Annotated in this window: 12 protein-coding genes and 2 pseudogenes; 5 read left to right on the forward strand and 9 right to left on the reverse strand. The window is 42.4% G+C overall.

The window, feature by feature from the left end; all coding sequences use genetic code 11:
• Positions 1-53: 53 nt before the first annotated feature.
• Positions 54-851: an amino acid ABC transporter permease gene (locus tag N5E84_RS17185; RefSeq protein ID WP_029388161.1), complete on the reverse strand. Its 798-nt coding sequence runs from the start codon at positions 849-851 to the stop codon at positions 54-56.
• Positions 851-1570, reverse strand: a complete 720-nt coding sequence (locus tag N5E84_RS17190; RefSeq protein WP_029388162.1) for an amino acid ABC transporter ATP-binding protein — start codon at positions 1568-1570, stop codon at positions 851-853. The genes N5E84_RS17185 and N5E84_RS17190 overlap by 1 nt, the downstream gene beginning before the upstream one ends.
• Before the next feature lie 299 nt (positions 1571-1869).
• On the opposite strand from N5E84_RS17190, the gene aroG reads away from it, so the two are divergent.
• Entirely contained in the window at positions 1870-2922 is a 1053-nt protein-coding gene (aroG, locus tag N5E84_RS17195; protein WP_013868087.1) for a 3-deoxy-7-phosphoheptulonate synthase AroG, read from the forward strand.
• Positions 2923-3022: 100 nt separating this feature from the next.
• Here aroG and N5E84_RS17200 read toward each other — a convergent pair whose 3' ends face one another.
• Complete coding sequence (locus N5E84_RS17200; protein ID WP_026027337.1) at positions 3023-3466, reverse strand: DUF2850 domain-containing protein; 444 nt, start codon at positions 3464-3466, stop codon at positions 3023-3025.
• A gap of 369 nt (positions 3467-3835) precedes the next feature.
• Between N5E84_RS17200 and N5E84_RS17205 the strand changes: the two genes are divergently transcribed.
• Positions 3836-4117: a pyrimidine/purine nucleoside phosphorylase gene (locus N5E84_RS17205; RefSeq protein WP_029388163.1), complete on the forward strand. Its 282-nt coding sequence runs from the start codon at positions 3836-3838 to the stop codon at positions 4115-4117.
• A gap of 28 nt (positions 4118-4145) precedes the next feature.
• Here the strand turns inward: N5E84_RS17205 and N5E84_RS17210 are convergent, their stop codons facing one another.
• Positions 4146-4892 (reverse strand): substrate-binding periplasmic protein, encoded by a 747-nt coding sequence (locus N5E84_RS17210; RefSeq protein WP_017047426.1) that lies wholly within the window; start codon positions 4890-4892, stop codon positions 4146-4148.
• Between the two features lie 97 nt (positions 4893-4989).
• Positions 4990-5838, reverse strand: a complete 849-nt coding sequence (locus N5E84_RS17215; protein WP_019281951.1) for a pirin family protein — start codon at positions 5836-5838, stop codon at positions 4990-4992.
• Between the two features lie 148 nt (positions 5839-5986).
• Here N5E84_RS17215 and N5E84_RS17220 point away from each other — a divergent pair, with 148 nt between their 5' ends.
• On the forward strand, positions 5987-6277 hold the full coding sequence (locus N5E84_RS17220) for a hypothetical protein (RefSeq protein WP_013868082.1): 291 nt from the start codon (positions 5987-5989) through the stop codon (positions 6275-6277).
• Here N5E84_RS17220 and N5E84_RS17225 read toward each other — a convergent pair.
• Together N5E84_RS17225 and N5E84_RS17230 are read right to left on the reverse strand one after the other, a co-directional pair.
• Complete coding sequence (locus tag N5E84_RS17225; protein WP_047687751.1) at positions 6258-7433, reverse strand: GGDEF domain-containing protein; 1176 nt, start codon at positions 7431-7433, stop codon at positions 6258-6260. The two genes, N5E84_RS17220 and N5E84_RS17225, sit on opposite strands and share 20 nt — an antisense overlap.
• 325 nt (positions 7434-7758) lie before the next feature.
• Positions 7759-8666 (reverse strand): annotated as a pseudogene (locus N5E84_RS17230) (LysR substrate-binding domain-containing protein).
• A gap of 90 nt (positions 8667-8756) precedes the next feature.
• Between N5E84_RS17230 and N5E84_RS17235 the strand changes: the two are divergent.
• Positions 8757-9683, forward strand: a pseudogene (locus N5E84_RS17235) (DMT family transporter).
• Positions 9684-9694: 11 nt separating this feature from the next.
• Here the strand turns inward: N5E84_RS17235 and N5E84_RS17240 are convergent.
• On the reverse strand, positions 9695-10786 hold the full coding sequence (locus N5E84_RS17240) for a DUF3541 domain-containing protein (RefSeq protein WP_019281952.1): 1092 nt from the start codon (positions 10784-10786) through the stop codon (positions 9695-9697).
• A 328-nt stretch (positions 10787-11114) separates the two neighbouring features.
• Between N5E84_RS17240 and N5E84_RS17245 the strand changes: the two genes are divergently transcribed.
• A complete protein-coding gene (locus N5E84_RS17245) occupies positions 11115-12491 on the forward strand; it encodes a diguanylate cyclase (RefSeq protein WP_019281953.1) in 1377 nt (458 codons plus the stop codon).
• Between the two features lie 272 nt (positions 12492-12763).
• Here N5E84_RS17245 and N5E84_RS17250 read toward each other — a convergent pair whose 3' ends face one another.
• Positions 12764-14281, reverse strand: coding sequence for a DUF3612 domain-containing protein (locus N5E84_RS17250; RefSeq protein ID WP_017047432.1), 1518 nt, complete (start codon positions 14279-14281; stop codon positions 12764-12766).
• Positions 14282-14384 lie beyond the last annotated feature (103 nt).

Here is a 14384-nt window from a genome sequence, read left to right on the forward strand (position 1 = left end):
GTTGCCACGCTTTTGGTGCAGATTGCTGCATGATGTTCTCCTTTTAAGGATGATTATTGAGCGCGCCATTGCGCCCCGAGTTTGTGTTCTAACCATGCTGAAAACCCTGATAAAGAAAGAGTTAACAGTAAATAAATTGCAGCGACGGTAAACCATATTTCAAATGGCATCGCCGTTTCTGAGACAATATTTCTACCTTGAGTGGTTAAGTCAAAAATAGCCATCACACTGACGATAGACGAGTTTTTAATTAATGACACGACTTCATTGGTCAGTGGAGGTAATGTACGTTGGATAAGTTGCGGTAAGATCACATCAACATAGGTATAAAAACGAGAAAGCCCTAATGTTCGTGCCGCTTCAAACTGTCCCTTCGGAATGCTGTTTAAACCACCACGAAACACTTCGGCAGTATAAGCGCCTTGAAACAGTGCCAAAGCTAAAATGGCAGTAGAGAAGCGATCTAAGCCCAGCACTGGGCCAAACACAAAATAGAGCAGGTATATCTGCACCAGTAGCGGCGTGTTGCGGATAAGCTCAATATAAATATTGGCCAACCAACGCCCTACCACAGAATTGGAAAGCTTCAACAAAGCGGTTGTTAAGCCAATGACCAGCGTAAAAAATAGGCTGACCGTTGAGATTTGCACCGTGACGGCTAACCCTTCGAGCAGTTCCGCGGGCCACCATTCCCCCTCGTCGTAAAAAGCGATGAAATCAGGCACACGATGCCATTGCCACTGGTAACCCATAGCATGTGCGCCAGAATCAAGTAGCCATATCATCCCCGCAAGCAATAGAACTATCTGTACTAGAGCGGAGAAGATCTGTTTTATCAGTACTTTTATCATCAATGGCTCAATATTTGGTTGAGAAACTGTTGAGTTCTTGGGTGTTTTGGCTGACGAAATATCTCTTCCGGCGTAGCGATCTCGAGAATTCTTCCTTCATCCATAAAAATGACGCGATCCGCTACTTTTCGGGCAAAACCCATTTCATGAGTGACGCACATCATGGTGATGCCATCTTGAGCAAGATCTACCATGACATCCAGTACCTCCTGGATGGTTTCAGGATCGAGAGCTGAAGTGGGTTCATCAAACAATAAAATTTCTGGTTGCATACAGAGTGAGCGTGCAATGGCAACACGCTGTTGCTGACCGCCAGATAATTGCACCGGATATTTGTCAGCTTGGTCAAGAATATTCACTCGCTGTAAAAAATGGCTCGCTCTTTGTCTTGCGGCTTGCTTACTCAATTTCAGTGTACGAATTGGAGCTAAAATAAGGTTTTCAATCACCGTCAAGTGAGGGAAAAGGTTGAAATGCTGGAAAACCATACCGATTTTCCCCGCAGGCTGTGTGATGTCGGAATGGTTAGAGTTCAGGGTGATCTTGCCCGCGCTGATAGCTTCTAACCCATTGACCGTTCGGATTAATGTTGATTTTCCTGAGCCTGAAGGGCCACAAACGACTAAGATTTCCCCTCGACGAACCTGAAGAGTAATGTCTTTCAAAGCGTGAAAATTATTGTACCACTTGTTTACTTTTTCAAACTCTATCGCATTCATGGTTGAATATCTTGTTGCTATTTTGTTATCACCTACCTTAGCAATATCAACGAGATAATGCACCTACGAAGCTCATATTAGCGTTAATTTGTGGGTTCCAGCATAAAGGTGTAACTATTTTTTTACGAAATGATAATCTTGTAAAAAAGTAGCCAATATTGCCTTTTGTTGAAAATAATGATTGAAGTTGTGGTTTTTAGTAGATAAGTTACAGGGGAGAGCCGAAAGCAAGGCTGCGTATAGATCCAACCTGTCCGTTGTTCGGTAGGCAGTAGAAAAGAATAAGGAAGAAGTAAGCAATGTTTCAGACTGATGATGTAAAAATTAAACGAGTTAAAGAGTTATTACCTCCTGTTGCGGTTCTAGAAAAGTTTCCGGCAACAGAAGTTGCTTCTTCAACCACATTTCAGGCTCGAGAAGCCATTCATAATATTCTACAAGATAAAGATGATCGCTTATTGGTGATCATTGGCCCATGTTCAATTCATGATCCTCAAGCGGCTGTTGAATATGGAAAACGTCTTAAAGTGTTACGTGATGAACTAGGTGATCGCCTTGAAATTGTCATGCGTGTCTATTTTGAAAAACCTCGTACGACCGTCGGATGGAAAGGGCTCATTAACGACCCTTATTTAAATGATACCTATAAAATTAACGATGGTTTACGCATGGCGCGTAAGTTACTGCTTGATTTGACCGATATGGGGATGCCAACAGCGAGCGAATTTTTGGATATGATCACACCGCAGTATGTGGCTGACCTTATCAGTTGGGGTGCTATTGGTGCTCGTACAACAGAATCTCAAGTTCACCGTGAGCTCGCATCGGGTCTATCTTGTCCGGTTGGGTTTAAAAATGGGACAGATGGCAATATCAAAATCGCTTCTGATGCGATTCGCTCTGCCAGTGCATCGCACCATTTCTTGTCGGTCACTAAGTATGGTCATTCGGCCATCATTCAAACGGCAGGCAACCCTGATTGCCATATCATTCTACGAGGTGGTAAAGAGCCAAACTACAACGCTCAACATGTCGCGGCTATCAAGCAGGAACTAGAAATCTCCGGTTTACCACAAAAAGTGATGATTGACTTTAGCCACGCAAACAGCTCTAAACAGTACCAGCGTCAACTTGTGGTATCACAAGATGTGAGCGAGCAGATTGCATCGGGTGAACATGCTATTTTTGGTGTGATGATTGAGTCTCATCTCGTTGAAGGACGTCAGGATCTCGTGGATGGTTGTGCGGCCACTTATGGTCAATCGATTACGGATGCATGTATTGGCTGGGATGATACTGAAGTGGTATTGCGTCAGTTGGCTGGTGCCGTAGAGGCGCGTCGCGCACGCTAAATATGGCGTCACTCTATAATATAAAGTATCAACAGAGCTCCCGATTTGGGGGCTTTTCTATTTAGGCTTAGACTCAGCTCTGATCGCGTCACTTTAAGCGCTATGGTTGTGCAAAATGCTCAGATAATGCTGAACGACGATTTTTGCTTGGGTCGCCGTTTTCATCGTTTTCTACCGTGCTTTCATAGCCTTGTTTGATAAAGCGTTGTAAAGGCATTACAGGTTCAATGCGCTTGAGTTGAGGGGAGTTTGTTGTCCCAGCAAGTTGGTAAATGGTCACGCCACTACCAGTGTTAATCACAATTTTATCCCCATCATATTCAAACTGAGTGCTGACTAAGCGATTATTTCGAAACACGCCATTTGAATTGAGAGTTAGAACCTCAGTGCTATAACTGGGTGTACCGATTTCGATCCATGAACCATAGACATTTTTGGGGCTTGTATACTCTTGATAGCTCACTAAAAGTAAAGTGGCAAAACTAGCTGCGATAGTGAACAGCACTATCCAAAAAAGACTTTTTAATACCCACTTTTTTTTCATAGGGTGACCTGAAGAGGCTTTATTTGCATGTGTGAAACCCTTAACTGCCATTCCCACTCCATAACGTAAGCAATCAGCGACTAGTACCGGTAAGGCTAACCAATTAAAACAAGGTTAGAGAGTGGAATATGTCGTGTGGTTTAGCAAATGTCACACTGGAAAATATGATCTTTTTTCCAAAACTAGTACTAATGGATGACAAGATGAACATTGCATCATGAATTTTGTTGACTTACTGATCAGTATAGGTCGCGTTTCACTATTTGTTTAATTCCAATTGCTACTTGTGTATTTTTATGATTTCAGATAAAACGGCTTACAAACGTGTTATTCACCATATTTTGGTGGTTTATTTTACAAGGAAGAGAAATGATCAAAGAAAACACATACTTCGATGGGGCTGTTAAATCTTTAGGTTTTGCTCACCAAAGTGGTGACAGTTCGGTGGGCGTAATGGCTGCTGGCGAATACACCTTTGGCACGGCCGCTCCTGAGCGTATGACAGTCATCAAAGGTTCGTTAACGATAAAGCGTTTAGGGGATGAACATTGGTCTACATTTAAAGCGAATGAATCTTTTGAAGTCGCTGAGAATTCGTCCTTTGATTTGAAAGTTGCCGAAGCAACAGCTTATTTGTGCGAATATTTGTAGTTGAAATAGGGCTTAAAAGCCCTATTTCTTATTGAGCTGTTAAGCCAAATTTTGCATAGATGGCTTCGATCCTTCCACTTTTTACCATTTCAGACAGAGCGTTTTGTAATGCATCCGCTTGTGGATGGCTTTTAGGCATACCGTAATAGTTGCCGATAGTGTTTGGATAGTAGTAGGTTGCTACTTGGTAGTTACTAAAATTGATTGTTTTTAATTCCACTTCTAGCGCAGGTAAATCCAATACGATAACGGTATCTATTCTCTTTGCCTCTAGCATTCTTGCTAGGTTGAAGTCATCATTAACAACCGTTCTATTTATCTCTTTGTCTTGATCAAACGCTTCGAAATAAGCGGTACCTCTTTTCACACCGACATTCAGCTCTCGTAAATCTTGATAATTGTTGATTGCTGGCCCATCACTGCGAGTGACAAAAACAATATTCCGTGTTTGCTCACTTATAGGACCGATAAAGCGAACAAATGCTTCTCTGTCTGCTGTTCGTATGACACGTGGAACAATGTCAACAGTACCATTTTCTAAAGTAGCAAGGCTGCGAGGAAATGGAATGTTTCGCCACTCGATATCGAAGCCTATATTTTTTGCTGCTTCTTCAATGATTTCCTTTAATGGACCGCTGATTTTTTGACCATCTGGACTGATCACCATTTCTGGTGGTCGATGCCTAAAATCAGCTTTAAGGGTGCTAGCAAAAAGCGTTGAGCTGATCAGCACTGCTGCCAATGAAATGAGAATATTTCTAGTCAATACCCACATATTTCGTGCCTCTCGTCAAATTTACTACTTGAGTATAGGCAAACTTTCTGAGAACCCCAAAATGATACTTAAGATCAGCCGGATGGCTACCCTATGATTAATACTGTTCAAACAGACCTGAGTTGTAGTCTTTAATTGCTTGTTCTATCTCAGAAAATGAGTTCATGACAAACGGCCCATAATGCACTACAGGTTCATCAATGGGTTGCCCCATTAGCAACAATACTCCGCTCGTATCATTGGCTTTTAATGTTAAGAACTCACCTTTTGAGAGCAACGCTAGCTCGCCTTGCTTCAACACTTTACTGCCTAGCTGTGCATTGCCTTTGTAGGTAAATGCCATGACATTAAAGTGATTTGGAGTGGCGATCTCTAATTGGCTACCCGGTGTTGCTTGCCAGTCTGCCACACTCAATTTAACGCCCGTTTTTGTTAATGGGCCAGTTACTATCTGCTTGTCACAAGTGACATCACCCGCAAGTACTCTCAGCAGGCCAGCTTCTTGAGAGTGGTATTCGGTAATGGTTTCGGGTTGAAAGTCGTGGTATTGCGCTGGCGCCATTTTTTGGCTAGCAGGCTGATTGATCCAAATCTGAAAACCGTGCAACTGACCTTCAGTCATAATTGGCATCTCGCTGTGAATAACACCTCTTCCTGCAGCCATCCATTGGGCACCACCAGAGCGTAATTCACCGACATTACCCATATGATCTTGATGTTGGAAATGCCCATTTAGCATATAAGTGAGAGTTTCGATTCCTCGGTGTGGATGAGGAGGGAATCCGCCAATATAATCGGCTTTTTGATCAGATTTAAATTCATCGAGCGTTAAAAATGGTGAAAAATTAGCGTTATTAAAGCCAGCAACGCGGCTAATTTTTACGCCATCTCCATCCGAAGTGGGTTGTGCGGGGATTATCTGTTTTATTTCACGTTGCGTTAGCATAATGATTCTCCTTGTCGGTATAACATCAGTTTAAGACAAGGTGCTGATAAAGAAGAGCGCTGTGTTTTGAAGGTCTTCGTCGAGAAATTCGAACATATCTTGAGGGGGGCTATAATTAAAGTAGGTTGGATCACGAGGAGGATGCCTAATGTCTATGTTGCCCAAACATGAAGATCAGAATCCGCATTATGATCCCAAAGAGGATTTTACGCTTGAGCAGATGCACCGATTTACCAAGGTGGCTAATCAAGCGCAGAAAAATCGCGATACGCTTGAACAGCTCAGTGATAAAGACGTTTCCATTGTTGAAGCAGCAAGGCGTGCGGCAATGAGGCCAGTGATTCACCCTAAACCAAATAAACCTAATACAGCACGCTACGCCGCATGGATGGTGGTGGTATGTGCAGTAGGTTTGTGGATTATGTATATGACTCGCTAGCTTTCTTTATTGGTGTCACTGTTGCTGAATGGGTTGCAGTAGATGCGTCAGTATGGTCAAGTGAAATATGTTGGTAATACTGATATTGATTTTTGCCGTTGTGTTTTGCTGCGTACATTGCTTTGTCTGCGCACCGAGTCAGCTCGGCCAAGTTATCAGCATCAGAAGGAAACAAAGCAGCGCCGATGCTGACGGTGAGGTTATTGATCATTTCTGACCCTTGATATTTATCCTCAAACAGATAACAAATCCGGTTGAGAACACCATCCAAATCCTTAACCGTTTTGATATCGTAAAGTAGTAGCACGAACTCATCTCCGGCAAATCTCGCGATGGAGTAATCGTGTTTATCGGTCTTCCGGTCTTTATTTCGGACGTTGTTTTTTAAACGATTGGCGAAATATTGCAAGACTCGATCCCCGACCTCATGTCCGTAGCTGTCATTAATGGACTTGAAATTATCAATGTCTAGAAAGACGAGTGCGGTGATGGTTTTTTTATCAGTCTGCTGGGAGAGTTTTTCACGTGCCCAAGTTTCGAAACTCCAACGATTGGCGAGCCCAGTCAGTTGGTCGGTGTAGGCAAGGTCTTCAATTCCCTCTTGATAAAGATGCTGGATATAGCAAACCGCTTTGTTGTAGTAGTAAGAGGAAATATGACACATGCAACAGAGTGCGATGAGACTGAGAAAAAACCGATCTATGGGGAGATATTGAGGAAGAATATCGGCACCGGAGAGTTGTACTGAGACGCCAATTAGCATAAAGAAACTACAGCTAAAAACTAAGCCTATTCGAAAGTCATTAATGAAGATCACCGCCGCAATAATTGGAAACAACCACAGCACATTGCCGACCATATGCTGTCCATATAGTAGTAATATGACCCCTTTTGTTAACAAGATGGCACTGAGGAATAAATCGGCATAGGAGGTGTTATCTGAGTGATGGTAGAAATAAAGGTAATTAGAGGCAATGGCGATCAAGCATAATAAATTAAAAGTGCTCAGGTAATATTGCTGTTCAAGAAAATGAAGAATGCCATAAAAGGCGAAAAGTAGCACAGACACAAACGAGCATAAGGCAACGACCCTACGCTTGCGTGACGCTCGCATATTGGCCATCTCTTCTAAATGTCTACCTACCAGTTCAGTCATACTCGATCTCGATGCTATCCTAAAGTATTAGATACCGAGTTAAGTCTAGAATAAATAACAGAGTTTTGCGGACGAAGTGCATGGAGTAAGTTGAAAAATACAATGGATAATCATTTGGCGTTTTCGTTAAGTCATTAGGCTATTAATAATCGGTGATCAATGGTCTTATAACTTATTGTATTATCAGCATGTTTTGTCGATTATTTTAACGTTGTCCAAATAAGCCATTATTTAAGCCATTATTTTTTTATAAAAAAATGAATATAAGCAAATGTGGATATAGCAAAAAAATCTAAGCCGTCCTGTCGTTACATTACAAATTTAGTTACATCGCAAATTCTTTTTTGATCCAACTTCTTAGCACTAAGATACTCTCTTGTTTCAGTTGCTCTTTGGCACAAACGAAGTAGTAGTCTGATAGGGATTAGTCACTGCGGAACCGAGTTCTTGTAGTAGGCCTAACTTGATGTCATCTTTTACAAAGAGGCGATGGGTAACGAAAATACCTAATTGGCGGATAGTAGCTTGTACAGCTTGTGCTGAAGAGACAAATGATAGGTTTTTGCGACTTGCTGGCATGGTAAGTTGATAAGCATCGCACCAAATTTGCCAGTCTTTTTTGCGGCGCTCGTTCACAGCGATAATCGCTGGGTGGCATTTAAGTATGGATGAAAGCGTCTGCTTATCACCTTGCTTTATGAGGTCAGGTTTTATGAGTTCAGGGCTGCATACCAGCACCAATTCATCTTCGGCAAGTTTCTCACAATAGTAGTCTTGCCACTCATCTTGTTTACCATGAACAATCGCGATATCAACGTTCTCTGATGTTAGAGAAAAAGTGCCTGTTAAACTCGATATTCTCACGTCTATATGTGGCGCGTGCTCTTGAAAGCGGTTAACTCGTGGTATCCACCAGTGCAGCGCTAATGAGTTGACCATGTTGAGTGTCAGTCGGTTATGGCGCTCATCTCTCATAAGCACTTCAGTTGCTTCAACGATTTGCTCCAAAGCAGGCGCAATTCTCCGATAGTATTTTTGACCAGCATTATTGAGTACGACGTGACGCCCAACGCGATTGAATAGCGGCTGGTTTAGCTGGTTCTCTAATGCTTTTATTGATTGACTGATGGCTGAATGACTAACATTAAGGTGCTTTGCTGCATCTGTCATGCTGCCTGTTTCTGCTACGGCAATAAATGAGTAGAGTGACTTGAGCGGAGGTAGTTTTCGCATTGGTAAGTTTCTCTTACAGGTTTGGTTAATATTACTCGTTATTTTTCCTTTCGTCATTGTTCTATGATGGCTGTACTAGAGGAGAGTTGTATGAACCCACGAATTTTGGCTCCATTATTTATGTTGTCCTCCACATTTAGCTTGTCATTGACAGGGCTACTGTCTAAGTTTCTTGCACATGAGATACCGCTACAAAGTCTCAGTTTTCTTCGATTTTTACTCCCCGCGCTTATATTGTTGGGAGTAATGAGCTTGACTCATTTCCGTTTTCCTCCCAAAGGTATGAAACGGGCTCTGTGGGTTCGCTCAGTATGTATTGCAGGCTGTCAGCTCTGTTTTATTTACTCACTTCAGCATCTTTCTTTGGTGGAAAGTGTTGTATTGTTTAGCACTGGTCCACTGTTTATTCCTTTGTTAGAAAAATTAATATTTGGTGTAGTGATGAAAGCAGGCACGGTTGTGAGCTTGGCCATTACATTTATCGGGGTGTTACTGCTGGCTGGCGATGTTTCGGGCATCCATTTACGGATGGAGTTATTGGTCGGTTTACTTGCGGGAGCGCTGAATGCGGGATCGCAGTTAAGCTTATATCGAGCGACGAAAAGTGATATGCGATCTATTGATATCAATGCTTGGACGTTTGTGTGTGCATCAATCTTATTACTGCCTTTGTTATTTCTTCCTACCTCGGACGCGAATGTACTTCAACAAACCTGGGGCAGCTTGCAGTAGTTAGCTGTGGTTATTGCCTTGAGCGGAGTCTCTATATTAGTCATCAACACTCAAATTTTTCGAGCCAAAGCCTACCGTCTGGCACACTCTGGCTCGCAGCTCGCTCCGTTGATTTTTACCAATTTGCTTTTTACCGCATTATGGCAACAGTTGTTTTTTAATGTGCAGTACTTGCCAACACAAATGGTAGGATTGGGCTTGATTGTGATGGCAACTTTTACCGGAATTCTTATCCCGAAGCTATTTAAATCCTCAGTATCGTCAAACCAGCTTAAATCAGCTTAACCCGCTTATTGCTACTGTCTGATGAGCCCACCAGGCAGGCTAGAAAATACCTTAGGATTATTTTTCACTGTGGGCGCTTGGTTGGTTTTCTGCCAATCAAGTAACATAATGGCAAGTACATTGCGGTGCTCTCCGTCGGCAAGGTCAAACACACCTGAGGTAGAGGGGATCATCCCTTTCTTTTTATCAATCGCTTGTTGAATTGCGAGACGAGTTTTTTCTACAACAGGATCCTTTTCTAAACCTGCGAGTAGAAAAGTGATCCCAACTTCAGCAACCACATCTTCCTTCGCTCTTAGCAAAATGGTATCGATATTATTGCGAAAGTAGTCGAAGATCCATTGATGCTGCTGCTCTTTAATGGGATTTTGATAGTATTCCGAATCGGCAAAAATAATGTGTGTCATGCCATACAGCTTATTGCCATATTGTTGCGTGGAGAGTGCTTTATCAGCAGAATCTGGGTATGTTTTCCTAAAGCTATCAATGAATGGTTGTACGACATCTTGTTCACCTAACTGGCGTAACCAATAGACTTGGTTAGCAAGTTGTGCGGCCCACGCTTTAATCATTTCTTCATCAGTGGCGTACTTAGTAAAATCATAACGGCGGATCACTTGGCGCAAAAGCTGATCTTCTTTATGTTTCAAACCATATTCGTTGGCACGGGCCATAGAGCCTAATAGGTCGACGCCTAAGTAGAGGTATTCTGGCATATGTTTAGTGGCGATATAGCGTAATTGGCTGCGTTCATCTTCGTCATCGAGGTATCCAGCCAAACGTTGCTCAGAGTAGAGAAAAACCTGTTCAGCAGTTGAAACTTCTGCGGAAAATTGATTAAGTCGGCTTGCTACGCGAGCAAGATCACTCCACACTGCTGCTGAATATTTAGGGTCTAGAGTTTGGCGATACATCCGTAACCCATAGTGCCCCTCTTTGAATGCCGGCAATGTGAAAAGTTGCTCTTCATAGGTTTGACGAATAAGCTCCGCAGATTCAGAAAAAGTGTTATTCGTTGTTGGCGCCGGCTCTGCATAGCCAGAGGCAGGCAACCACAATGCAATAGCTAATCCCAGAAATAGGCCACTCTTTTTTAATAACATGATGAAAACACACCTCTAAGCTAATATTCATAATAATATTAGCATTTCATGGATTTATTATTGTTGGTGATATGTCAGGTGTGCGTAAAATGACCGCTTTGAGCCGTCGTTAGGATAATGCGTTTAGCTGATTGTGCTTTTTACGCTATGCAAATGGATGAATTAAAATCTTACTATGTTAGCAAAAAGCTACGAGTTCATTTGGTTATATCAATAAATTTGTAATTAATTTGGGTATTCCCTCATTAATTACGTTAATCTTAAGTAAGAAGCACTATTCTAAATAGAGCAAGTAAAACCATACACATGTAGTGATTGCTACAGGCTAGTGAGGGAGAGTTGCATGAGACATATCTCAGGCAAACAGTGGTCTGTCAATTTGCTTCTCGTTGCCTTCATCATTTTTTGTGGAGGGTTGATCGAAATTATCAATTTCAATCAACGAAGTTTTATCCGAGATAATCTTCAAACCAGAGCAAAGGAAGAGCTTTCGATTATTCGAGCTCAGTTAGAAGCTGCCATTTTGTCTGACATCTATGTAGCAAATGGGTTAACCAGTTTAATTGCGATTAACGCCCATTCTCAGTTCGAAGATTGGGAAAAGATTGCGGCTAATATTTTACATGAAGGTAGACATTTGCGCGTGATTGGGCTTGCGCCTGATGATGTGATTCGTTACACCTATCCATTGAGTGGAAATCACAAAACGATAGGCTTAGATTACCGTACCGTTCCCAAACAGTGGGCCACGATCTTAAAAGCAAGGGAGATCCAAGAGATCTTCATTGCAGGCCCTGTGAACCTAGTTCAAGGTGGGCGAGGCCTTGTTGCTCGGATTCCTATATTTACTGACCCTCCTGATAACCAACAATATTGGGGAGTATGCAGTGTCGTGATCGATTTAGATTCGTTATTACTTTCCACTGGCGTTGAACGTTTTACTCACCGCTTTAACTTGGCGATACGTGGGGTAGACAGTACTGGTTCGGAAGGCGAGGTATTTTTTGGTGAACAAGAGGTGTTTACGAAAGCTTTTGCAAAACAAAGTGTTCATTTTCCCTATGGCGGCTGGGAAATTGCTGTTGCACAGAAAAGCGATGTTTTAGGTCAAGTGCCTTGGTATCAGGTCCACATTGTACGGTTGTTAGGCTATCCGATCTTAATCTTGTTGGTTGCGGCGTTTATTACGATATATCGCTTATACTCTATTGCTAATGAAAGAGCACTTCATGATGAATTAACTCAGCTTCCTAACCGTCGGTATTTCATGTATACGCTTGATCGATATTTTGAGCAGGCTATCAAAATGGACCAATCGGCTGGTTTTGTCATCCTCAACATTGATATTGATAAGTTCAAATCGATCAATGACACCTATGGGCATGCGGCGGGTGACAAGGTGTTGATTGCTTGTGCGGAGCGAGTGAAAAGCGTATTGCGTTCTTCGGATTTAGTTGCACGCATTGGCGGTGATGAGTTTCTGGTTTTGCTGTATCGAGTATCGGACAACGATGATATTGAGCGGATCAGTCTCAAAATAAAAAGTGCGTTGTGTAATGCGCCAGTCATTTATGAGCAGCACTTAATTAACCTACATGTCAGTGTAGGCGCAGCCGCATTTAGCCCAGAATTTGATAATGTGGATGCGATGTTGAAACTGGCTGATGAGCGGATGTATCAAGAAAAGAGGCAGCAGTACTACTAAATTATTTATTCAGATTTGCATTTTGAAATTTAATTGCAAAATGCAAATTTATTATGCGACACGTTGTAATGAAACCGCTCATAAAGTAGACAGATAAGGTGTTTTTTGGCAGTTTTAAAGTTGGCATGCATCCTGCTATGTAGTAAGTGACCCTTCTAAGCCGAGGGTCACCTAGCCAACTGACGTTGTTAGTGAACCTTATTTTTGTTCACACTTATTAATAGCCAATCATACTTTTTGTGATTGGCTTTTTTTATTTTTACGCTCTGCAACTAGCCAGCACATTTCTCATAGCAGCTTGGTTTTCTTGGACAGACAGCACCGCGTGAGCAGATTAAGCGCGCATTATTTTCAATTCCGCGTTCAATCCAATTAATATTAAGAATTTTAGCAATAGTCGTGAGATCTTTTTTGATGTGTCTTGGAATAAGAGAGCTCCCGCCGTTGCTGACGCATAACGCTTTAAGCTCCTCAGCAATTGAGTGAGCATCCCCACCTTGTGCATTGATGGCTGGATTCAAATCTATTCCAGCGCATAGCACTCGATTATTACCTGCTGGATCGATCATATTGACGGATTCACAGCAATATATTCTCGGCTCATCACCTACATTCAAAATCGAAATTTGCGCAGAGCTGCCACTTTGCGGCTCTGAAAGACGTCTAAACACGGCCCAATGCTGGCAAGGGTCATTCACTTTACGCATATTCCCCCACGGTAGAGGGATCCCATTGCCACGATAAACCGCTTTTAATTTGCCTTCACCATAAGCATCGAAATAGTGCCAATGCGGATAGGGTGACACGACCGTCATGCGCCTCATCGCAACAGAAGGAGAAACCCCTGCTTTCAAATGTACATCGATTTCGTAGCCGCTGCGATCAAGAAGTTGTCGATAAGGCACTTTGGGGCACAGCAGTGCGCCAGCAAAAAAACTCGATTCAAAATCTCGCCATGCCTGAAGGATATCTTGGGAATTTAATTCACAGGTGGCGGTGGCATCAGGCGTTTCTTCCCAACTGTTTGTGTGGCCAACCGTTAAGACACTTTTTAGTCCCTCTTTGCTGTGCAGAATATTGTGGCCAATATACACCGCGAGGTCGTACTTTAGGCGAGTTGGGTACTCACGTAGAATTTCATTGAGGTAGATCGTGCATGGTGGTTCAAAAAAAGAGGTAATAAGTTGTTTGGCGCTAACACCAAGCTCATCAACAACATCTTGCGGGGTTCTTGTGACCCAGCGGATAACCAAACCAAGGCTTTTGGCGATGTCGATAAGATCTTCAACAGCTAAGTTTAAGCGTTTTAAACCCACTTCTTCTGCTGCTCGCTCAAGATCTGGGAAGTGGTTTTGTAAACTCTCTTGGTGAGCACGGATCAATAGATGAGCAAACTGTTTGCCAGTGATCCCGGTTTGGGAAAGCATCTCTGGGATCGCGATTTGTAAAATATCATTTGAGAATAAAAAGCTAGGTTCAAGAGCCATACCGCTGATCCCACCTCTGTTACCCTTGTCAGGAGTAATATCCGTTTGACCTGGTTCATCATCTAAAAACCAAGCGGGATCTTTTTGGAAAACTTGGGCAATGACCTCCAACATATCAACACTAGGCACCCGTTTTCCACGCTCAATCATCGAAAGGTATGAAACGGAGGGGGCGTATTCTGGGTTGATACGAATACAGCGTGCCGATAAGTCTTCCATCGTTAGGTGATTACGCTTTCTTAAGTTTCTGACTTTTGTCCCTAAGAAATGTGACTGACGAACTAAGCTTTTTGATAAGGCCATTTTGTAAAATTCACACTGTAAAATTTTTGTTGTGAAATTGTAGTAAAAAATTGGTTAATCTACCAAGTAAGCAAGGTCACAAATTTGCACAAAGGTTAAACGC

Origin of the sequence: Vibrio sp. J502 (assembly GCF_025397955.1) — a bacterium.
GTDB lineage: Bacteria > Pseudomonadota > Gammaproteobacteria > Enterobacterales > Vibrionaceae > Vibrio > Vibrio anguillarum.